The sequence below is a fragment of the Limibacterium fermenti genome, assembly GCF_041902845.1.
Lineage (GTDB): Bacteria > Bacteroidota > Bacteroidia > Bacteroidales > Dysgonomonadaceae > Limibacterium > Limibacterium fermenti.
Genome location: NZ_CP159486.1, coordinates 3,668,729 through 3,690,874, shown reverse-complemented (window position 1 = coordinate 3,690,874; position 22,146 = coordinate 3,668,729). Strand labels below are relative to the sequence as shown.

Genomic DNA, 22,146 nt, shown 5'->3' with positions numbered 1-22,146 from the left:
CGATGGACGATGAACGATGGACGATGGACGATGGACGATGGACGATGGAGAAAAAAACTTAACGGACAGGAAGAATGCAATATATTTTCGTACTTTTGTACCGATTTAATAATTTGCTATATATCAAAACGACGTTATAAATGCATCACGTAGAACTTAGTGAACAAGAAATTATTCGCAGACAAAGTCTCGATGAGTTACGCACGCATGGAATAAATCCTTATCCGGCTGATCTATATCAGGTCGATGCCTACTCTACCGATATTAAAAACGAGTTTACCGACGAAGCCGGACGGCGGCAGGTAAGCATTGCCGGGCGTATTATGAACCGCCGTATCATGGGTAAAGCTTCTTTCTTCGAACTGCAAGACTCGAAAGGCAGAATACAAGTGTATATTACCCGCGACGATATCTGTCCCGACGAGAATAAAGACCTTTATAACATCGTATTTAAAAAACTACTCGACATAGGCGATTTTGTCGGTATTACCGGTTTTGTGTTCCGCACGCAGATGGGCGAAATATCGGTACATGCACAATCCCTCACCGTTTTATCCAAATCGTTACGTCCCCTGCCCGTTGTCAAAATGAAAGACGGGGTGGCTTACGATAAGTTTTCCGATCCCGAACTGCGTTACCGGCAGCGGTATGTCGACTTGCTGGTCAACGATCACGTAAAAGAGATTTTTTTAAAGCGTACGAAAATATTCAATGCCATGCGCGAATATTTCAATCATCACGGTTATCTGGAAGTCGATACGCCCGTATTGCAAAGCATTCCGGGAGGAGCGGCGGCGCGTCCGTTCATCACGCATCACAATGCCCTCGATATCGATTTGTATCTGCGCGTCGCGAACGAGCTCTATCTAAAACGGCTCATCGTGGGAGGCTTCGAAGGCGTGTATGAATTTTCGCGGGATTTCCGTAACGAAGGGATGGACCGGACGCATAACCCGGAGTTTACGGTGATGGAAATCTATGTGGCGTATAAAGATTATAAATGGATGATGGAGTTCACCGAGCAAATGCTCGAGTATACCGCCCTGCAAGTGTTGGGTACCACCAAAACAAAGGTCGGCGAACAGGAAATCGACTTCAAGGCGCCTTACAAGCGCATCACGATGCTCGACGCCATCAAAGAGCATACCGGCATCGATATCAGCGGTATGAACGAACAGCAGTTGCGCGAAGTATGCGACCGGTTGGGGGTAGAATATGACGAAACCATGGGGAAAGGAAAACTTATCGATGAGATATTCGGCGAAAAGTGCGAGGCTTCGTATATCCAGCCGACTTTTATCATTGATTATCCCATTGAAATGTCGCCGTTATGCAAGCGCCATCGCGACAATCCCGAACTGACCGAACGTTTCGAACTAATGGTAAACGGGAAGGAACTGGCGAATGCGTACTCTGAATTAAATGACCCGATCGACCAACGCGAGCGCTTCGAAGAGCAATTGCGCCTTTCGGAAAAAGGGGACGACGAAGCGATGTATATCGATCAGGACTTCCTCCGCGCCCTCGAATACGGAATGCCGCCTACGGCAGGGATGGGAATCGGAATGGACCGCCTGACGATGTTGCTCACCGGACAGACAACCATTCAGGAAGTGCTTCTCTTCCCCCAAATGCGTCCCGAGAAAACCGTTCAAAAAGATGCCGACCAGGCTTATATTCAGGTGGGAGTCCCGGAAGAGTGGATCCCCGTGTTGCAAAAGGCCGGATATAACCGTGTCGCGGATTTGAAAGAGGTAAATCCCAACAAATTACACCAGGAAATTTGCGGATTGAATAAGAAACTGAAAATGGGTTTGAACAATCCTGCTCCCGATGAAGTTAAAGAATGGACAACCCGTGCCGGCGAATAATCGCCAAACAGCATAATAATCAAAAGGACTTCAATAAACAGTCGAAATGAATTCATTCGGAAAAATTTGTATCGTAGGAGGCGGAACGTGGGGTACCGCATTGGCCAAGATCGTATTGATGACGCAAAAGAATATCAATTGGTATATTCGTCGTGACGAGCAAATAGAGGGTTTTTACAAGTTAGGCCACAACCCGAATTATCTGACCAATGTGAAATTCAATCTGGCCCAGATTACCTTTTATTCCAATATCGAAAAAGCGATAAAGGACTCCACCACGCTCATCATCGCCGTTCCCTCTCCTTATGTGAAGCAATATTTCCGACGGGTATGGAACAGTGCGTTCAAGGGGAAAATCGTTTTTTCGGCTCTAAAAGGGATTGTGCCCGGAGACAATATGGTGATGAGCGAATACCTGGCCGATAATTTTAAAATCCCGCAGGAAAACATCGGGGTGATTTCCGGCCCGTGCCACGCCGAAGAGGTGGCATTGGAAAGGCTTTCTTTCCTTACCTTCGCCAGTAAGGATACGGAAAAAGCGAAAACCCTCGCCGCCGGTCTTACCTCCCGCATTCTGAAAACAAAATTTTCGAATGATGTCGTGGGGATCGAATTGGCGGCTGTGTTGAAGAATATTTACGCCATCATATCGGGCGTATGCCAGGGATTGCAATACGGCGATAATTTCCAGGCGGTGCTGATGAGTAATTGCGCCAAGGAAATGGAACGCTTTCTCGACGGAATCGTCCCGATGGAACGGAATATTTGCGAACAGCATTATTTGGGCGATATGCTCGTTACGGCTTATTCGCAGTTCAGTCGCAACCGTACACTGGGAACGATGCTCGGCAAAGGCTATTCGGTGAAAACGGCGCAACTCGAAATGGAAATGATTGCCGAAGGGTATTACGGCGCCAAATGTATCGCCGAAATGAACGAGCGTTTTAAAATCGACATCCCCATCTCCCGCACCGTCTATGAAATTTTGTATGAACGGTTGCGCCCACAGGCGGCGGTCGATAAATTGATCGAACTTTTCTGATAATAGTCACCAGACAAATGAAGTCTAAAGAATTGCTGACCGCAAACGTTAGACATCTACATCATACTTAAAATAAAATGCATTATGAGTATTCAATTAACTATTAAACATCTTGCCGGCATTGTATCGGAAGAAGATATTCTCCGGCAATCGGCGCAAGCCTCCGAATGTAATCAGGCATTGTATAATGGAAGTCGTGAAGGAAACGATTTTATCGGATGGGTAGGCTTGCCTTCATCCATCACGGAAGAACAACTCCGTGACATTGAAGATACTGCCGTCGAACTTCGCACGCGTTGCCAGGCGGTGGTTGTTGTCGGGATAGGGGGAAGCTATCTGGGCGCCCGAGCCGTTATCGATGCGCTTTCTTCCTCGTTGGACTGGCTGTCGGCGAAGCGCGAGCATCCGGTTATCCTGTATGCGGGTAACAATATCAGTGAAGATTATCTGTCTGAACTCACCGAATACTTGAAAGATAAAGAGTTCGGTATTATTAATATTTCAAAATCGGGAACCACAACCGAACCGGCGATCGCTTTCCGTTTGTTGAAAGCCCAACTCGAAAAGCAAGTCGGCCGTGAAGAGGCTAAAAACCGCATTGTGGCGATTACGGATGTGGCGAAAGGCGCCTTGCGTTCGCTTGCCGTGACCGAGGGCTATAAAACATTTGTGATCCCCGATGATGTAGGCGGCCGTTATTCGGTGCTTACCCCGGTGGGATTGTTGCCTATCGCCGTAGCGGGCATCAATATCCGTGAACTGGTTAAAGGGGCGGTCGAAATCGAACAGGCAACACAACCTTCGGTGTCGTTCGAATATAACCTTCCGGCCATTTATGCCGTTATACGGAATGAACTCTATAAGAGAGGAAAGAAAATTGAGATACTGGTCAACTATCATCCCAAGTTGCACTTCTTTGCCGAATGGTGGAAGCAGCTTTTCGGTGAAAGCGAAGGAAAAGACCAACTGGGTATTTTCCCGGCAGCCGTCGATTTCACGAGCGATCTTCACTCTATGGGACAATGGATTCAACAGGGGGAACGGACGATTTTCGAAACGGTGATTTCGATTAGAGAACCGAATCGGTCGGTAAGGATCCCGCATGACGATGTGAATCTTGACGGACTCAACTTCCTGGCCGGCAAACGGGTCGACGAGGTGAATAAAATGGCCGAATTGGGAACCCGTATTGCGCATGTCGACGGCGGCGTGCCGAATGTCCTGCTGGAGATTCCCGAACTGTCGGCCAAGTATATCGGCCAGCTTATCTATTTCTTCGAAAAGGCCTGCGGTATCAGCGGCTACCTGCTGGGGGTGAATCCTTTCAATCAACCCGGCGTGGAAGCTTACAAGAAGAACATGTTCGCCTTGCTCGACAAGCCCGGTTATGAAGCGGAAAGCAGAGTCATCAAGGAGAGGATTTAAGTAGATTGATGGTAGATTGAAAATAGATTGATAAAGATTGCAAGGGGCGGGAAGATAACTTTCCGCCCCTTCGCTTTTATTCATTTTTCACAAAAAGATCATTTTACCATCTTTCAGAATGAGCGGGGCGTTCATGGTTCCCTTCCGAGGGACACTTGATATAGTACAAACCCTTTACCAAAACGACGCTATACCGTAAATATTTCGGAATGACTGCCAATTCTGACATCCCTTATATATTCGCTACTCTCATCAAGCCAGATGAGTAAAAGTCTATTTCTATATGACATTCCTGCGGTCTTTATATTGGCCGGTAAGCTTATGAGGCCTGAATGTGTCGGGTATATCGATCTTTTATCAATCTTTTTTCCAGTCTCCTCAATCTTTGGTATCTTTGACATTCCAATAAAAGGGGTCGTGCGATTCCGATTAAATAACATCAAATGAAAGAACGTTTACGTAATTACTTGCAGACTCACGGTTTCGGGCATTTCGACCTGAAGGCCGTTATTTTCGATATGGATGGCGTACTGTACGATTCCATGCCCGCGCACGAGAAGTCTTGGCGCCAAACGATGGACGAAAGGCAATTGTCGTCGCTTCCCGGCGAGTTTTACCTTCACGAAGGGCGTACCGGAAAATCGACTGTCGATATCCTTTTTCAACGGAATATCGGGCGCAATGCTACTGAGGAGGAGGCCCGCCGTATTTATGTCCGCAAGACGGAATTGTTTCAGCAGTATAACACCGGGGCGCTGATCCCTCATGCCAAAGAAACGCTCGAATGGGTGAAGCGGCACGGATTGAAATGTGTGTTGGTGACCGGCTCGGGGCAGGCTTCGCTTCTGGACCGGCTCGACCAGAACTTCCCCGGCATATTCTCGCCGGAAACGATGGTGACGGCGTTTGATGTGATCCACGGCAAGCCCGATCCGGAGCCGTTTCTAAAAGGATTGCAAAAAGCAGGGGATTTGTTGCCCAACCAGGCTTTCGTTATCGAAAATGCGCCGCTGGGAATAAAAGCCGCTACCGGAGCCGGAATCTTTACGTTGGCCGTCAATACCGGTCCGCTGGATGACGAGATGCTCCTGGAAGCCGGTGCGTCGGTGGTGTTCGACTCGATGACGTCTTTATATGAAAAACTACCGGAGATGGTCGACTTATTTCAATCGATCCGGATTTAAAATAATGGACACATGAAAAAATTGATTTGGATTATACCGTTTTTGATGATGGCGTGTAATGCAGGCCGCAAGCCGGCGCCTGATGCCGTTGTTGCGCAGGAAATAACCGCCGGAAATTTTACGCGTGCGGCTTTCATCCTTGATTCGTTGATGAGCGATGAAAGCCTTTCCGACGATAAAAAGGGCGCTTATGCCTTTACAAAAGATTCATTGCACCGTGTGGCGCTTGACTTTAACCGCTCGCGGGACGAAATCGTTTCGTGGATAAAAGAACGCCATGGCTTTACGCCTACGGAAGAGCAACTCGCCGGATGGGAAAATTCGTTGGCATTGGAATATCGGCTGATCGACGGGGAAAAACGTTATTTTCGCAACGCTGCGCCTAATCTTTTCCGCGTGGATGAACAAGCACGGGCATTGTCGAAGGCGCCGGTGTCGACCGATGTAAGCGGCACGACCGCCGTTTTGGATAAGCATCTGTCGCAAATGGGAAAGCCGGAGCAAAACGGCCGCCGCCTGTTGCCGCCGCAAACGATGCGGGTGAAGTATACGCTCACGGTCGACTCGGGTGCGGTGGAGGAAGGCGAGACGGTACGTGCCTGGCTGCCTTATCCGCGCCGGGATGTGCCGCGGCAATCGGATGTCGTGTTTATCGGCGCTTCCCATCCCGGCTATATTCTTTCGGACGATCAAACCGCCCACACCTCGATTTACATGGAGCAGAAAGCCCGACAGGGTCAACCGGTCGCTTTCTGGGCGGAATACGAGTTTACGTCGAGGGGTGAATGGTTTGACCTTTCGCGTATCGAGGCGCTCCCGTATGATACCGCTTCGACACTTTACAAAACGTACACTGCCGAAAGGACGCCGCACATCCTGTTTACACCCCGCTTGAAGGAATTGGCCGACAGCATTACCCACGACGGGGCGGAAACACCGGTGGACGTCTTACGGTCGGTGTACCGTTTTATCACGGCAACCTATCCTTGGGCGAGCGCGTTGGAATATTCGACCATCGCCAACATCCCCGAATATGTGATGCAAAACCGGAAAGGCGATTGCGGGCAGGTGGGCTTGCTGTTGATCGCCATGCTGCGCTACAAAGGTATTCCGGCGCGATGGCAAAGCGGCTGGATGATGCATCCCGGCGAAGTGAATCTGCACGATTGGGCCGAAGTGTATCTGGAGGGAACGGGATGGATTCCTTGCGATCCGTCTTTCGGTCGCGGAGATCCGTTGCAGCATCCGGCCGGCCGGGATTTCTTTATGTCGGGCATCGACTCGTACCGGTTCTATGTCAATTCCGATTATTCGGGCGGCTTTCTTCCGGAAAAGAAATTTCCCCGCAGCGAGACGGTCGATTTCCAACGGGGAGAGGTGGAAACAGCTTCGCGCAACCTTTATTTCAACCAATGGAGGTATAAGATGGAAGTTACCTATCGGTAAATCATTTTTATTTTCGTATTTTTGCGTTCGAACATGTTCACATCAATTTACCTATATGGATATTAATAATCACGGATTTATACGGGTAGCGGCGGCCTCCCCGAAAGTCAGGGTCGCCGATTGCGATTATAACGTGTATGAAATGAAATCCGTTATCGGCGATGCCGTGGCAGAAGGCGTTCAGGTGCTTTGCCTTCCCGAATTGGGCATCACCGGATATACGTGCGGCGATTTGTTCCTTCAAACCGCTTTACAAAACAAAGCGATCGACTCTCTGTTCGAATTGGTTGCTTTTTTGAAAGACAAGCCCTCGCTAATCGTGATTGCCGGCATGCCGCTGGCTTGCCGTGGCGCCTTGTATAACGTAGCGGTCGTTTTATCGGCCGAAGGGATTCTGGGTGTCGTCCCTAAAAGATATATTCCCAACAACCGCGAATTTTATGAAAAACGATGGTTTATAAGCGGCGATCTGTTGCGCGATACCGCGGTTGAAATCGGTGATGACCTTTATCCGGTGGCTTCGGCGTCAACCATTTTTCAAACACCTTTCGGTTGTTTCGGGGTGGAAATTTGCGAAGACTTATGGCGGCCGATTCCTCCTTCTTTGCAACTGTCGGTGGAAGGGGCGCACATTATTTTTAACCTCTCGGCGAGTAATGAATTGGTCGGCAAGAACGCCTACCGACGGTCGCTTGTGTCGCAACAGTCTGCCCGTTGCTGCGGGGGATACGTATATGCTTCGAACGGCTGTGGCGAGTCGACCACCGATACGGTCTTTTCGGGAGCCTGTTTCATTGCCGAAAACGGATCGATGCTGGCCGAGTCGAACCGCTTTTCTTTCGAAAACGAAATGATTATCGCCGATATCGATGTCAGCATGCTCGAGCATGAACGGATGGTCGACAACAATTTCACCATTCCGGCCCGAGGCGCCGAAGATATCTACGCGTGTATCGATCGTGTTTCCGTAGAAAAGATGTATCGCTCCGTCGAGCCGCATCCGTTTATTCCTTCTTCCGAAACTGCCGATGAAAATCTCGGCGATGTATTTCGGATTCAATCGCATGGCTTAGCCAAAAGACTGAAACATATCGGTACCGATAAGGCGGTGATCGGGATATCGGGCGGATTGGATTCTACGCTTGCCCTCTTAGTGGCGGTTAACACTTTCGATTTGCTGAAGATACCCCGCACCGGTATTTGCGGCATAACGATGCCCGGCTTCGGAACGACCGGCCGCACGTACTCCAACGCTTTGTCGTTGATGCGCTCATTGGGCGTCACGGTGAAAGAGATTTCGATTGTCGAATCGATTACCCAACACTTTAAGGACATCGGGCACGATATCGACGACCAGAGTGTCACCTACGAAAATGCGCAAGCGCGCGAGCGAATGCAAATATTGATGGACTATGCCAACAAGATCGGCGGAATTGTGGTCGGGACGGGTAATTTATCGGAACTGGCGTTGGGGTGGACCACGTATAACGGCGATCACATGTCGATGTATGGTGTCAACAGCGGTGTCCCGAAAACGTTGGTTGCCACGCTTGTGCGATGGATTGCCGACACGCAGATGGAAGATGCCGTCAAACCGGTTTTGCAGGATGTGCTCGATACTCCCTTCAGTCCCGAGCTTCTTCCGCCCGGCAAAGACGGGTTGATCGGGCAGCGCACCGAGAGTGTAGTAGGCCCGTACGAGCTGCATGATTTCTTTTTATATCGTATGCTTCGCTTCGGCGACAGTCCTTCGCGCATTTGTCTTTTTGCTCAGATGGCTTTTCATGAAACCTATTCGTTCGAAGAAATACGAAAATGGTTGCGGATATTTTACCGCCGGTTTTTCGCGCAACAGTTCAAACGTTCTTGTTTGCCCGATGCGCCGAAAGTGGGGTCGGTAAGTCTGTCGCCCCGTACCGACTGGCGGATGCCGAGCGATGCCGCCGCGGATCTATGGCTCGATGAACTCGAACGTGTTGAACCCTTTACAGTTTAAAAATGATGCAAAGATTGATCGAATTATTTACCAAACATTCGGGCAAATCGAGTCCGAAAATCGAAGCGTTACCGTCGTCGGGATCCAACAGGCGTTATTACCGCTTGACGCAAGACGATGTTTCGATTATCGGAGTACAGGGACAATCGCTTCCGGAGAACCGTGCTTTTATCTCCTTGTCCGACCACTTTAAAAAGCAGGGGCTGAATGTTCCGCAGGTCTTTGCTACTTCAGCCGACGGGTTGCTGTATATTCAGGAAGACTTAGGCGACGGCATCTTGTTCAATGCCATCAATGCCGGACGCTTGACGGGCGTTTTCAGCAATGAGGAAAAAGAGCTGTTGCACAAAACGATTTCCATGCTTGCCGATTTTCAGGTGAAGGGAGCCGAGGGGCTCGATTTCAACGTGTGTTATCCGCAACCCGAATTCAATCATCGTTCGGTTTATTGGGATTTGAATTATTTCAAATATAATTTCTTGAAAACGACCGGGATGGAGTTTCAGGAAGATTTATTGGAAAACGACTTCGAACGCCTTTCGCGAAACCTGCTCAACGATCAGGGAAATACGTTTATGTATCGCGATTTTCAGTCGCGCAATGTGATGCTGGTCGACGGCGTTCCGTATTTTATCGACTTTCAGGGTGGCCGTAAAGGGCCTGTATATTACGATGTGGCGTCTTTCCTGTGGCAAGCGAAAGCGAATTTCCCCCCGGAGTTGCGCGACGAACTTATTCAAACCTATATCGGTTCGCTTAAAAAGTATCGGGAAGTCGATGAGTCGAAATTTATCACCGAGTTGCGTCAATTTGTGTTATTCCGCACGTTACAGGTATTGGGCGCTTATGGTTTCAGGGGATATTTCGAGAAAAAACCGCACTTTATCCAAAGCATCCCTTTTGCTCTGAATAATCTCAGGGAGCTGTTGAAAGACGGTTTCGACGAATATCCTTATCTGATGCAGGTACTGCAAGAAATGACCGGCCTCAAGCAGTTCTCCGATACGCAAACACGGGTGTTGGAAGTGCGCGTGGTGAGTTTTGCTTTTAAAAAAGGAATTCCGAACGACCCGTCGGGAAACGGCGGGGGCTATGTATTCGATTGCAGGGCTATTAACAACCCTGGAAAATTCGAACGATTCAATAATGTTACCGGGCTCGATGAACCGGTGATTCGCTTTTTGGAAGAAGACGGGGAGATATTGGCGTATCTCGACTCGGTATATAAACTGACGGATAATCACGTGAAACGATATATTGACCGTAATTTCACGCATTTGATGATTGCCTTCGGATGTACCGGAGGGCAGCACCGTTCGGTTTATGCGGCGCAGAAAGTCGCCGAGCATATCTCGAAGAAATTCGGCGTGAAAGTCACGCTCATCCATCGGGAACAGAATCTGGAACAGTTGTTCAAAAGCCGCCTATGAAATTCAGTTGCCGGTCGTCATTTCTCATTTCTCATTAGTAATTTGTCATTAGTAATTCGTAATTTATTATCGTCTCCAATCTCTAATCTCCAAATTCATATATGAAAGCAATGATTTTTGCCGCCGGGCTCGGCACCCGTTTGAAACCCATCACCGACACCCTTCCGAAAGCATTGGTGCCCGTTGCCGGAAAGCCCCTTCTGGAACATGTCGTATTAAAACTGAAACAGGCCGGGTTTGATGAAATCATCATCAATATTCATCATTTCGGCGAACAGGTTATCGATTTCGTCCGATCGCAAAAGAGTTTCGGTATTCGAATCGAATTCTCCGACGAACGTGAAAAATTGCTCGATACGGGAGGAGGCATTAAAAAGGCTGCTGCATTTTTCGATGACGGTCAGCCATTTCTTGTGCATAATGTCGATATTCTCTCGGATATCGATCTCGGACAACTTTATGAAGCTCATTTGCACGCACAGTCCCTGGCGACGCTCGTGGTGAGTGAACGTAACACATCCCGTTATCTGCTTTTTGATTCCGGGGGCGATTTACGCGGATGGATCAATCGTCTGTCGGGGGAGATCAAGTCGCCCGATCCTTATTTTCAGGTTGCAGGACACCGTCCGCTGGCATTTGCGGGCATTCATGTGCTGAGTCCCGAAATATTTCGATATATGAAATCTTTTCCCGACAAGTTTTCCATTATTGATTTCTATCTGTCCTTATGTAACAAAGAAAAAATTACCGCTTTTATCCCTCCCCGTTTCCGTTTGATGGATGTGGGAAAGCTTGATTCATTGCAGCAGGCCGAACGGTTTTTCGATTAAAAGCTTATTGTTTTCTTGCCGACCGGTCGGCTATTCGTTGGCACGTCTGAAAAACGTTTTCCGACGGGTCGGCAAGCGTTTTTCAGGATGAAGAAAGCCCTACCGATGCGTCGGCAGGGCTGTTTTAACCTTGAAAACAAGCTGCCGACCCATCGGAAATCTATTTTTAAGGTTAAAACCTGTTTGCCGACTCGTCGGCAACCTGCTTGAAGCCTTGTGAAAGCCCTGCCGACCTGTTTTTCCCGCGGAAAGTTATAAAAACAACATCAGCAACAATTGTGCGGTCACCAATCGCGAGAACATGGTCAACGGGTATACGGTGGCATAAGCCACGGAAGGAGAGTCGCCCTCGATGGTTGAGTTTATGTAATTTAATGCCATCGGGTTAGCCATACTGCCACAAAGCATGCCGGCAATAGTCCCGAAATCCATCTTCATAAAACGAATTGCTGCGAATCCTACAATTATCACCGGAATAACGGTGATGGCAAATCCCAAGCCGATCCATAATGCTCCTTCGGGACGGAAAACGGTCTCGAAAAAATGTACGCCCGCATCCAATCCTAAGCATGCTAAGAATGTCGATAATCCTAATCCTCTTAACATAAGGTTGGCGCTAATGGTCGTATAGGTAATCATATGTACCCGAGGACCGAATGCGCCCACCAGGATGCCGACGACAATGGCGCCTCCCGCCAATCCTAACTTCACCGGGGAGCTGATTCCGGGGATGAATAAAGGGATGGAGCCGACTAAAAGCGACAAGACCATTCCGGCGAAAACAGAAACCAAATTGGGCTCGTCGAGATTTTTGACGGCATTTCCCAATACTTTTTCGACGTTCGAGATTGCCTTCGCTTCTCCCACTACCGTCAACCGGTCGCCCATAAATAAAACCAAATCGGGCGTGGGTAGCAGAACCACTCCCGATCGATGGATACGGGAGACATTGATGCCGTAAAGGTTGCGAAGCCGTAACGAACCCAAACGCTTTCCATTTATTTCCGGACGGGTTATGACGATGCGGTGCGACTCCAATTGATTGTCGATTTTATCCCAATCGATATCTTCCCGGTTCCAATCCCGGTCTTCTTTTTTCCCGATAATGGCGGATAGTAAATCCGCGGTACTTTCGGTGGTGATAATAAGCAGGTGGTCGCCTTCTTGTATGATTGTTTGAGAAGTGGGTACGATAGCCTTTCCCTCTCTCCATACGCGTGAGATGACAAAATGCTTGGCAATCAGATAGGCTATTTCTTGTATGGTGCGGCCGAATATGGCCGGATTGTTTACTTCAAAACCGACGATTACGGTCTTATTGCGACGGTCTTCGTTTGTATTGGTGATATGCAGATGTTTTGCAAGCATTTTTCGAATAACGATTAGAGCGAAGATAACGCCTACGATACCCAAAGGGTAAGTCAATGCCAGCCCGAGTGTCATATTCGACTTACTGAATTCCTCTGTATTGATTTGCTGAAGGGTTTCCTGAGCGGCTCCGAGCATAGGCGTGTTGGTTGTCGCCCCACTCATAATCCCTACCATATCCGGGAGGGAAACGCCTGAAAACTGTTGAAGGATCAATGTTAAACCAATCCCCACAAAAACTACGGATAAAGCCAGCAGATTCAGCTTCATTCCGCTTTTTCCCCAGGATGAAAAGAATGCCGGGCCGACCTGTAGCCCCAAGGCATAAATAAATACCAAAAGCCCGAAATTCTCTGCATAGTTTAGCATTTGGGCATCGAGGGTGAGGCCTAAGTGTCCGGCTAAAATTCCGATAAAGAAAACAAACGTTACGCCTAATGATATTCCCCGAACTTTCACTTTTCCGAGTGCAAGTCCCAGGGCACATACCATAGAAATGACTATGAGAGCTTGTATAACCGAATGTTCCTTAAATATCGTATCCAAAAATTCCATGAATGATGCTTCTTCGATTTCGGCGCAAAGAAAGCATTTAAAATTCAAACAAACAAAAATACTTTTTCCTCGCTTTCTTTTCAGGGTAAATATCGTACCTTTGCCGGCGATTTTAGGTTACTCAATTTTTAAAACGTCCTGTTTACAAACAGGAAAGACTCATGATTAAAGGGTTGTTTTATATTTTACTCTTCTATTATATAGGAGAGCTGGTCAGTTTACTGATCCATCAATTTGTTCCGGGAAGCGTCATTGGAATGATATTGCTTTTTCTGGCGCTTTTCTTCAACGTGTTGAATCCCGAAAACGTACGCGAAGCGTCCATCGTCATTACAAAGAACATGGCGATTTTTTTTGTGCCGGCAGGAGTGGGACTAATGGTATACTCCGACCTGTTTTCGAAGTCCATCTCTGTCATTCTTACGGCCATTGGTGTAAGCACGGTTCTTACGATTATAACGGTAGCCGTCATTCAAGAGTTTTTTGAAAAAAGAAAAGTACATAAAAATGAAAGAAATCTTAAGCCCTGAGCTGATGGAAAAAGTGCGTCCCTATGTTTCGAGCGAAATCTTTTTGCTTGGATTGGTTTTTGGTTCGTTTTTGTTGGGAGTGTCTATTTATAAAAAGACGAAACTCTCTTTTTTACAACCCCTTTTGATCTCGATGGTCATGATCATTCCGTTTCTCAAATTTACCGGAATTGATTATCAGACATTCTATCATCAAACGCATTTTCTTAATTTTATGTTAGGCCCGAGTGTGGTTGCCCTCGGGTATGTGCTTTATGAACAGATGGAGTATATAAGAGGAAATGTTATCTCGATGCTCACTGCTGTTTTTGCCGGAAGCGTCGTCGGAATTGTTTGCGTCGTGTTAGTGGGTAAATGGATGGGAGCCGATAAAATTTTGACGGCGTCATTAGCCCCGAAATCGGTCACGACTCCTATCGCGATGTGTATTGCAGAGAAATCCGGGGGAATTCCTGCTTTAGCGGCGGCGTTTGTGGTGATTTGCGGAATTTTCGGCGGGTTAGTCGGGCCCATTGTCCTTCGTAAAATAGGCATTAAAAGCAAGGTCGCCAAAGGCCTGGCGTTAGGTTCGGCTTCTCATGCTTTAGGGACGGTAAAAGCAATGGAAATGGGTGCAATAGAAGGTGCCATTAGTGGGCTTGCTATCGGTATCATGGGGGTAATGACGGCTTTACTTATCCCGGTGGCAAAACTATTGATGCTGTTTTAAATTCAAATTGTAATTTTAACGATATTGTTTTCCGGGTCAAGCGCCACACTTTCGTAATATCCGTGTCTCCTGTTGTCCTCGGTTTTCCTACAATACTGTATCCGTCGTTTTCCAACTGTTTTGTCAATGTGTCGACGTTTTCTTTGCTGCCAACCGAAAATGCGAAATGTGCCATTCCGAAATTTTGTGTGTCATTTAGCTGTTTAATGACATCCCAAAAGTTGGCCCTTGCCAAAGGGTCCATTCCAACAGTGGGTTCATCAAGAAACAGAACTTTTGGATGATGTACCAAAGCTAGCGCGCAATGTAGTTTTCGTTTGTTCCCTCCCGAAAGGGCACTTACTTTTTTGTTTTTTTCGGTAAAGAGTTGGAACAGCGAGATAAGTCCTTCGGCTCTCGAAAAGGCTTTTGCTCTTGATAGTCCGAATAATCGGCCTTGGAATACCAGCGCATTTTCTACTTTCTCCGACGGGTCGAGTTCAGTGTCTTGCGAGGCGACACCGATGTAGTTTTGAATTGTTGCGCTTTCGAGTTCAGGATTTACTCCGCCAATCAAAAATTCGCCTGAATCTTTATGAAGTAAAGTAGTTACGATTTTGATAAGGGTGGATTTACCTGCTCCGTTCGGACCTAAAAGAGTGAAAAACTCTCCTTTTTTGATTTCAAGGTGAATGTCTTTTAATGCTTTTGTCCCGTTCGGATAACTTTTACTTAGATTGTGAATTGAAATTTCGGTCTCCATATTTTTCGTTCCTGAAATATGGGAGCAAAAGTACTGTGCTGCGTTTTATGAAAATTGTAAAATCGAGACATTTTTGAGGGTAGATTCAGTTGATTCTTTTCGCAATCTCAAGATTTGTCGTTATTTTGATTTTTATTGTGTTATCACGAATTTCAATTATTTCTGCTATTTCTCTGAAAAATGTAGTAGAGAATGTTGAGTGGTCAGGAAACGTTTTCAGCAGTTTTATATATTCGTTACTCGTAAAATCTATTTTTGTTTCAACTATTTTATGGCTTACCAACTCAAATAATGGACTATTTAGGATTTCATTTTTTCGACTTTCCATTTTCTCATCTTGACTTTTACGAATATTTTTCTCTTTTGTATTTCCGGTATGTTTTTGATATATTTTCTGAATTTGGTCTTACCATCTAACCAATGAAAGGAGGTTGCAGAAAAAATAGCATCAAAATAACCTTTTTCAAGCTTAACCTTTTCAAAATACTCATTGATGATTTTTTTATTGCTGTGGTTTTTAAATCGTTCCTTTAACAAATAACTTAGTTTTTTACTTGGCTCGATTAAAGTGATCTCTCCGTTCCAAATTTCATTTATTCTCTCTGTTGCGATTCCATTTCCCGCTCCGATTTCTACTATTTTATAATATGGGCCGGTTTCTATAAATTGTGAAATTGCTTTGTATATTTCTTCATTATACCCTGGGCGTATTTCAGGGTATACATCCGAAATTTTATCAAAAAAATCAACTTGCTTTTTTTCGTGTTGCTTTTTTATGTCCATTTTCATATGTAGAGAAACCCCATTTGATGCATTTTATGGGAATTGATATGCTAATATATGGCTAAAATTGCTATTCAATACGTAATAGATTTTATTTTCGAAAACTGAATAAGCGAATGATACTCGTGTTGCCCAAACCCCTTCCTGTTTTACGCTTTCTAAAATAGTAAGCGCATCATGCACATTGAAATTTATCTGTGCTTTTTCCAATTGTGCTTTTACTGTTTCGTACACATTTCCCTCCTGATTTTTTTTGACGGTTCGCTATCGCTTACCTGGCGGATAACGTTTCATGTTTAGGCGAAGGGTAGGGTTTACGAACGCTTAATACTAGAACTGCAAATGTTAATGAATACCGGTTGTTTCTATTTTGTCCTTTGTTAAAATATAAAGCCCTTATTTTCATTTGAAAATAGGGGCTTTAAAGTACCCAGAGCCGGTTTTGACAATCCCAAAATAAGGGAAACACATAAGATTGAAAAATAACGGTATTTATTTGATATATAGTGTTTAACGATTGAATCTGATTGATTGTGTTTGGATGCTATTTGAGTACTTTTCCAAAAATGCGGACAAATTGCGGACACGGAGGTGATGTAATTATACATAAAATCAGTACCTTTGAAGAAATAAAATTTTCGACGATGGCACAGACTAATTTTTATCTTGGAAAAATCATCAATAATGCAGGTGAATCCGAAATAAATCTGCGATTATATGTATCCCGTGATGTTCGTATTCGTGCAGGTTCCGGAATTTGGGTCGACCGCAAGCGTTGGGGAAAGAAGAATGACATAAATATTCCTTTAATACAGGGAGAAGAAAGAGAGCTATTACTTGAAAAACGCTCTAAACTCAAAGCTCTGACCGATTATCTCGAAAATATAATAAACACAAGCGAGGACAAGAGTACAATAGATAGATCTTTCATTGAAAAACAAATAAAGAAGTTTCATAAGCCTACTCGCAAATCTGTTGCTCCAACTGAAGAATCCTTCTTTGATGTGATGGGAAAATATCTTTCCACTCACAAATTATCCGTAGCACGCCAAAAAAATTTCAAAGTAATAATGCGAAGTTTACGCCGTTTTGAGTTATTCAAGAAAAAAGAAGGACATAGAGGATTTAAGATGTCATTCGCCAACTTATCAGTAGATATGTTACACCAGATTGAGGACTTTCTTGGTAACGAAAAAGATGCGTTCCTGAAATACCCTGATATTTACGAAGAGATTCCATATTCGACTAAAGTAGCGGTTAAAACACCAAAAAGAAAACGTCCACCTCGGCTGGATGAGAACGGTAATGAAATTCCTAAAGGTATGCCTAAGCCTCGTGGACAAAATTCAGTCGCAGACATGATGCTCCGCTTCCGCAGTTTCATTATTTGGGCAAATGATAACGGGTATACATCCAATAATCCGTTCAAACATTTTACTATAGGAGAAATCGTTTACGGGACACCCATATATATTACTAATAGGGAGCGGAATAGGCTTTTGGAAACTGATTTGTCCGATAACAAAGAATTGGAAACCCAGCGTGATATTTTTGTTTTTCAATGTTTAATAGGCTGTCGGGTCAGTGATTTGTATAAAATGACTTATAAAAGTATTATCGATGGTGCTATTGAATATATTCCGAGAAAAACAAAAGAGGACAGGGCGATAACAGTTCGTGTACCGTTAAATGATACAGCCAAACGACTAATAACCAAGTATCAGGATTATGAAAGAGGAAGTCTTTTTCCATTCAATACGGAGCAGGACTATAATCGCAAAATAAAAGAAGCCTTTAAGAGAGCCGGACTTGACCGTATGGTTACGGTTCTTGACCAACAAACCCGTGAGGAAATTCAAAAACCTTTATACGAGGTGGCTTCCTCTCACATGGCGAGACGCAGTTTCATTGGGAATATCTATAAAAAAGTCAAAGATCCGAATCTGGTAGGAGCTTTAAGTGGCCATAAAGAGGGTAGTAAAGTTTTTGCACGATACCGGACTATTGATGACGACATGAAAAAAGAATTAATAGGGATGTTGGAATAAATCAGTATATTTGTGTTAAACTTCAGGGCATAATATGATTACAAAAGATGAAATAAAGGCTCTATTGAAAGATATTGAAAACGAACGTGTAGAAAGAACAATATCAACAAAAGATACCGATAAATTTGCAAGGGCTGTTTGTGCCTTTGCAAATGACCTGCCCAACAAACGACTTCCGGGTTATCTCATTATCGGAGCCTACGATGACGGTTCATTGAACGGGTTAAAGGTGACGGATGAGCTGTTAAGAAATTTGGCCGGATTACGTTCTGATGGAAACATATTGCCTCAACCGGCATTGATGGTCGAAAAGTTTTCATTTCCTGATGGCGATATCGCCGTTGTCGAAGTAAAACCGAGCAAGAATACTCCCGTGAAATATAAAGGAACGGTGTATATCCGTATCGGACCGAGACGGGGGGAAGCAAATGACGAAGAATTAAGAATTCTTCGTGAAAAAAGCGAAGTAAAATCACAAACATTCGATACTACTCCGTGTTTGCATACCACCATTGATGATTTGGATCTGGATCTATTCAAATCTGAATATCTACCCAAAATGGTAAGCGCTAACATATTAAAAGGAGATAAACGGGGGATTAAGCAACAATTGGCATCCTTAAAGTTGTTTGATCCGGCACAAGACTGCCCGACAGTTGCCGGCATCCTACTCATTGGAAAAGATCCATCGCATATTCTTTTTGGTGCGTATATACAGTATGTCGAATTTGCCGGAAAAAGTATAACCTCTAAAGTGATAAATGAAAGACAGTTTTCGGGAAACCTTATCACGATATTAAAGGAGATAGACTACTTCATCAAATATACAATTCAGAAGCAACGTCCGGTATTCGTCACGGTTTTGCGGGAAGAAATGAAAATCAATTATCCGTATGAAGCAATAAGAGAGTTGGCTATGAATCTCATCATGCACCGTACGTATGAGACGAATGCTCCGGCCCGATTTTATGAATATTCCGACCGGATTGTGATGGATAATCCGGGTGGACTTTATGGTAAAGTACAACCGGAAAATTTCCCGCATGTAAATGATTATCGCAATCCTGTTATTGCTGAAGCGATGAAAGTTCTTGGATATGTAAACCGTTTCAACAGGGGAATAAGTATGGTACAGGAACAGCTTGACGCAAACAAAAACGGCTTGGCCATATTTGATTTTAAAGATATTACCACATTCAAGGTAACTGTGATGAGTGCCGATCCTAAACCGGAAGGAAAAGTAAGTGGTGCAGATGAGGCAAAAAGTGGTGCAGAAAATGGAGCAGAAAAGATTAGAGGTGAAGCAGAAAATGAAGCAGATGGTACAGAAATTGGTATAGATAATAAGCCTGAAAGTGTCGGAGATGTGTCGGAGAAGCATCGGAGAAATGTCGGAGAAGACAATGAAGCAGAAAAGGTCGGTTCTGATACAGAAAATGATACAGATGATACAGGTCGTGATACAGAAAATGATACAGAAAACTTAACCTCCCGAGAAACTAAAATTCTTTTATTAATAAAGAAAGATAATTCTGTATCACGGAAAACAATAGCTCAAAATTTAGGAATAAGTACAGCTACCGTTGCTCGGGATATTGATTCGCTTAAAAATAAAGGTATTATTGAACGTATTGGCGGAGATAGAGGTGGTTACTGGAAAATAAAATAATTCTACAGTCATGGATTATCGTAAAATCAATAGCCATATCATTCTACTATTGATAGTTTCTATTGTCGGTTTGACAATAGCGATGGTAGGCAGATTGATTGTCCTTGAAAAAGGAATTGATACAGGTACGGCAAATTTGACCTTTGTGATTATCCTTGGTATGTGCGTTATTGCGTATCTGATTATCCTGGCAACATTGTCTCATGTTATTGTCCCGTGGATTATGAAAAAACTGCCGAATAAAAAGAACACGCCTTCAACAATCACAGATGATAATGTTTCCAATGAAACAACGTTTGACGGAACAAGGTGTAGTCAAAAAGGAAAAATGCCGGAGCAATCCATAGAAGAAATAAGAAAAGACGCTGAAAAGCGCCATATAGAAAAACAAAATGCCAAAATCAATCTTTTTATTGAATATTCGCATGTAGCGATGGCTCCTTATATAACGGACGACGAATTATTACGGCTCGATAAGTACATCGAGTATTATGCAAGAGAAGAGCCTTTACCCGATAATCTCATCCCGATCAAACCCAATAAGTTAAAAAATCCCGATATGTTTCATTTCGGTTGGAACATGGCGCATTATTTCGACCATAAGAAACAAGATGTCGTTCCGTGGCTTCAGCAAGTTTTCATCGATTTGCAAGATCTTGAATATTCCTATGTAAAAGGCAAACTTCACGACTATCAAACCAAGAAACATATCATACCCAATATTGACGATATTCCCAAATATTTAGCGGAACACAATAAGTAAAAACATTCATTTTCGGAGATAATGGAGAGATTTTCGAGAGATTCCAAGTGATTTGAATCTCTTAAATATCTCTCTTTTTATTTGCCCCGGATTCAATTGAGTCCGGAAGCAAATTATTGTATAACTATAAAAATTTCCGATTATGAACTATCGTGATTTATTGAATTCCGGGGCGAATGTGAGTGTAACACTCAAACTGGAAGATCTGCGGGAAATCTTTAGAGAGATGGCGGGCAGTCTTAAGTCCGTACCCAAAGACCCCCCATCCGAAGAATTCCTAAGCCGTAAAGAGGTTTTATCTATTCTTAAAATTGATTCTTCTACTTTGTGGAGTTGGGAGAAAACAGGTTACATCAAATCATTCCCATTTGGAGGACGAAAGCGGTATAAATCTGTAGATGTCGAAGCAATACGCACCGGCAGGAAAGGAGTATGTCATGGAAAATAAAGAAAAATATATCCGTGTCGGGACAACCTTGTATAAAATTGTTCGTCGTCCGCTGATCAGTGGCGATTTTATTGAAGAGAAAATCCTCTGGAGTTATGAGGCCCTTAGGCAAGATTATGGAAAGAATAATCTTCCCGAGATTGAAAAATATGATGGCTTTTGCATTATCCCGAGCCATATAAATTACCAACAGGTTTGTGGTACATTTCTAAACCAATACGAGCCTATCAATCATATGCCTTGTGAAGGTGATTTTCCTTATATCCGGCTATTTTTGGAACATATTTTTGAAGAACAGATAGAGTTGGGGCTGGACTATATTCAACTTTTGTATACCCGGCCAACACAGATGCTTCCCATTCTTTTACTGGTTTCCAATGAAAGGGAAACAGGCAAAACAACGTTCCTGCGATTTTTGAAAATAATTTTCGGAAAGAATGCCACATTCAATACGAATGAAGATTTCAAAAGCCAGTTCAATGCCGATTGGGCAAACCGCTTGTTGGTTCTGGTCGATGAACTCCTTCTGAATAAGATGGAAGATACCGAAAAGATAAAAAACTTATCAACCGCAGGTGACTATAAAATCGAGGCCAAGGGAAAAGACCGACGGGAGATTGAATTCTTTGCCAAATTCGTTCTTTGTTCCAATAACGAAAAGAATCCGATTATTATTCCGAAAGAAGAAATTCGTTTTTGGGTTCGCAAAGTCAAACCGGTTGAAAAAGATATAACTTCTTTAAGAGAGTTGATGACAAAAGAAATTCCCTGTTTCCTGCATTTTCTTATGAACCGGAGACTATCTACACAAAACGAATCCCGCATGTGGTTCAAACCGTCATTACTGGAAACCCCCGCCTTGAATAAAATCAAGAAGTATAATTCGAGTAAAGTTGAGATTGAAATGGCTTCCTATTGTGCCGAAGTTATGGAACGCCTCGAACTAAACACATTTCATTGTTGTCCGAAAGACTTTTTGGATATTATGCGGAATGCCGGACTGAAAACGGATATTTCTCAAATCCGAAGCATTTTGAAAGATAGTTGGGGACTTCGTTCTGACCGTAACAGCGACTATACTTTTTATTGGGTTGGTTTTGACGGGGAGATACATCCAATGAAAAGAAAAGGACGGTATTTGGAGATAGAGAAAAATTTGGTGGATAAAATCCTGTTGTAATGTTTTCTTCTTATCGCTAATTAGCTAACAATCAAAAAGAACATAATAGCAACAAAGCCACAACAATCATACAACAAAATCGAAATTGTCGGTAACCATCAACAACGAAGACGTCGTTTGTTGTGTA

18 protein-coding genes are annotated in these 22,146 nt (G+C 44.3%); 15 read left to right on the top strand and 3 right to left on the bottom strand.

Annotated elements, in window-relative coordinates; all coding sequences use genetic code 11:
• Positions 1–140: 140 nt before the first annotated feature.
• From lysS to ABNK31_RS15885, 8 genes are all read left to right on the top strand, one after another.
• The gene (gene lysS, locus ABNK31_RS15920; protein ID WP_418893421.1) at positions 141–1,871 is read left to right on the top strand and encodes a lysine--tRNA ligase; all 1,731 of its coding nucleotides are present in this window, start codon (positions 141–143) and stop codon (positions 1,869–1,871) included.
• Positions 1,872–1,917: 46 nt separating this feature from the next.
• Positions 1,918–2,913, top strand: a complete 996-nt coding sequence (locus ABNK31_RS15915; RefSeq protein WP_418893420.1) for an NAD(P)H-dependent glycerol-3-phosphate dehydrogenase — start codon at positions 1,918–1,920, stop codon at positions 2,911–2,913.
• Between the two features lie 81 nt (positions 2,914–2,994).
• Positions 2,995–4,338, top strand: coding sequence for a glucose-6-phosphate isomerase (locus tag ABNK31_RS15910; protein ID WP_418895427.1), 1,344 nt, complete (start codon positions 2,995–2,997; stop codon positions 4,336–4,338).
• A gap of 443 nt (positions 4,339–4,781) precedes the next feature.
• Complete coding sequence (locus tag ABNK31_RS15905) at positions 4,782–5,522, top strand: HAD family hydrolase (RefSeq protein ID WP_321579711.1); 741 nt, start codon at positions 4,782–4,784, stop codon at positions 5,520–5,522.
• Positions 5,523–5,534: 12 nt separating this feature from the next.
• Positions 5,535–6,968, top strand: a complete 1,434-nt coding sequence (locus ABNK31_RS15900; RefSeq protein ID WP_418893419.1) for a transglutaminase-like domain-containing protein — start codon at positions 5,535–5,537, stop codon at positions 6,966–6,968.
• A 55-nt stretch (positions 6,969–7,023) separates the two neighbouring features.
• Positions 7,024–8,964 (top strand): NAD(+) synthase, encoded by a 1,941-nt coding sequence (locus tag ABNK31_RS15895; RefSeq protein WP_418893418.1) that lies wholly within the window; start codon positions 7,024–7,026, stop codon positions 8,962–8,964.
• 5 nt (positions 8,965–8,969) lie between these two features.
• Positions 8,970–10,394 carry a phosphotransferase gene (locus ABNK31_RS15890; protein WP_418895426.1) on the top strand — a complete coding sequence of 475 codons (1,425 nt, stop codon included), beginning with the start codon at positions 8,970–8,972 and terminating at the stop codon, positions 10,392–10,394.
• 101 nt (positions 10,395–10,495) lie between these two features.
• Positions 10,496–11,224, top strand: coding sequence for a nucleotidyltransferase family protein (locus tag ABNK31_RS15885; protein WP_418893417.1), 729 nt, complete (start codon positions 10,496–10,498; stop codon positions 11,222–11,224).
• Between the two features lie 252 nt (positions 11,225–11,476).
• Here the strand turns inward: ABNK31_RS15885 and ABNK31_RS15880 are convergent, their stop codons facing one another.
• Positions 11,477–13,147 carry a putative transporter gene (locus ABNK31_RS15880; RefSeq protein ID WP_418893416.1) on the bottom strand — a complete coding sequence of 557 codons (1,671 nt, stop codon included), beginning with the start codon at positions 13,145–13,147 and terminating at the stop codon, positions 11,477–11,479.
• Positions 13,148–13,308: 161 nt separating this feature from the next.
• Here ABNK31_RS15880 and ABNK31_RS15875 point away from each other — a divergent pair, with 161 nt between their 5' ends.
• Together ABNK31_RS15875 and ABNK31_RS15870 are read left to right on the top strand one after the other, a co-directional pair.
• Positions 13,309–13,677, top strand: a complete 369-nt coding sequence (locus tag ABNK31_RS15875; RefSeq protein ID WP_418893415.1) for a CidA/LrgA family protein — start codon at positions 13,309–13,311, stop codon at positions 13,675–13,677.
• Positions 13,655–14,386, top strand: a complete 732-nt coding sequence (locus tag ABNK31_RS15870) for an LrgB family protein (RefSeq protein ID WP_418893414.1) — start codon at positions 13,655–13,657, stop codon at positions 14,384–14,386. The genes ABNK31_RS15875 and ABNK31_RS15870 overlap by 23 nt, the downstream gene beginning before the upstream one ends.
• On the opposite strand, the gene ABNK31_RS15865 is transcribed toward ABNK31_RS15870, so the two are convergent.
• Positions 14,352–15,128, bottom strand: coding sequence for an ATP-binding cassette domain-containing protein (locus ABNK31_RS15865; protein ID WP_418893413.1), 777 nt, complete (start codon positions 15,126–15,128; stop codon positions 14,352–14,354). The two genes, ABNK31_RS15870 and ABNK31_RS15865, sit on opposite strands and share 35 nt — an antisense overlap.
• 300 nt (positions 15,129–15,428) lie before the next feature.
• On the bottom strand, positions 15,429–15,911 hold the full coding sequence (locus tag ABNK31_RS15860) for a class I SAM-dependent methyltransferase (RefSeq protein ID WP_418893412.1): 483 nt from the start codon (positions 15,909–15,911) through the stop codon (positions 15,429–15,431).
• Between the two features lie 644 nt (positions 15,912–16,555).
• On the opposite strand from ABNK31_RS15860, the gene ABNK31_RS15855 reads away from it, so the two are divergent.
• The 5 genes from ABNK31_RS15855 (at position 16,556) to ABNK31_RS15835 (ending at position 22,019) form a co-directional block, all read left to right on the top strand.
• Positions 16,556–17,959, top strand: coding sequence for a site-specific integrase (locus ABNK31_RS15855; protein ID WP_418893411.1), 1,404 nt, complete (start codon positions 16,556–16,558; stop codon positions 17,957–17,959).
• 34 nt (positions 17,960–17,993) lie between these two features.
• Complete coding sequence (locus ABNK31_RS15850; RefSeq protein WP_418893410.1) at positions 17,994–19,628, top strand: RNA-binding domain-containing protein; 1,635 nt, start codon at positions 17,994–17,996, stop codon at positions 19,626–19,628.
• 10 nt (positions 19,629–19,638) lie between these two features.
• Positions 19,639–20,391, top strand: coding sequence for a magnesium transporter (locus tag ABNK31_RS15845; RefSeq protein WP_418893409.1), 753 nt, complete (start codon positions 19,639–19,641; stop codon positions 20,389–20,391).
• A 142-nt stretch (positions 20,392–20,533) separates the two neighbouring features.
• Positions 20,534–20,839, top strand: coding sequence for a helix-turn-helix transcriptional regulator (locus ABNK31_RS15840; RefSeq protein WP_418893408.1), 306 nt, complete (start codon positions 20,534–20,536; stop codon positions 20,837–20,839).
• Positions 20,829–22,019 carry a primase-helicase family protein gene (locus ABNK31_RS15835; RefSeq protein ID WP_418893407.1) on the top strand — a complete coding sequence of 397 codons (1,191 nt, stop codon included), beginning with the start codon at positions 20,829–20,831 and terminating at the stop codon, positions 22,017–22,019. The genes ABNK31_RS15840 and ABNK31_RS15835 overlap by 11 nt, the downstream gene beginning before the upstream one ends.
• Positions 22,020–22,146 lie beyond the last annotated feature (127 nt).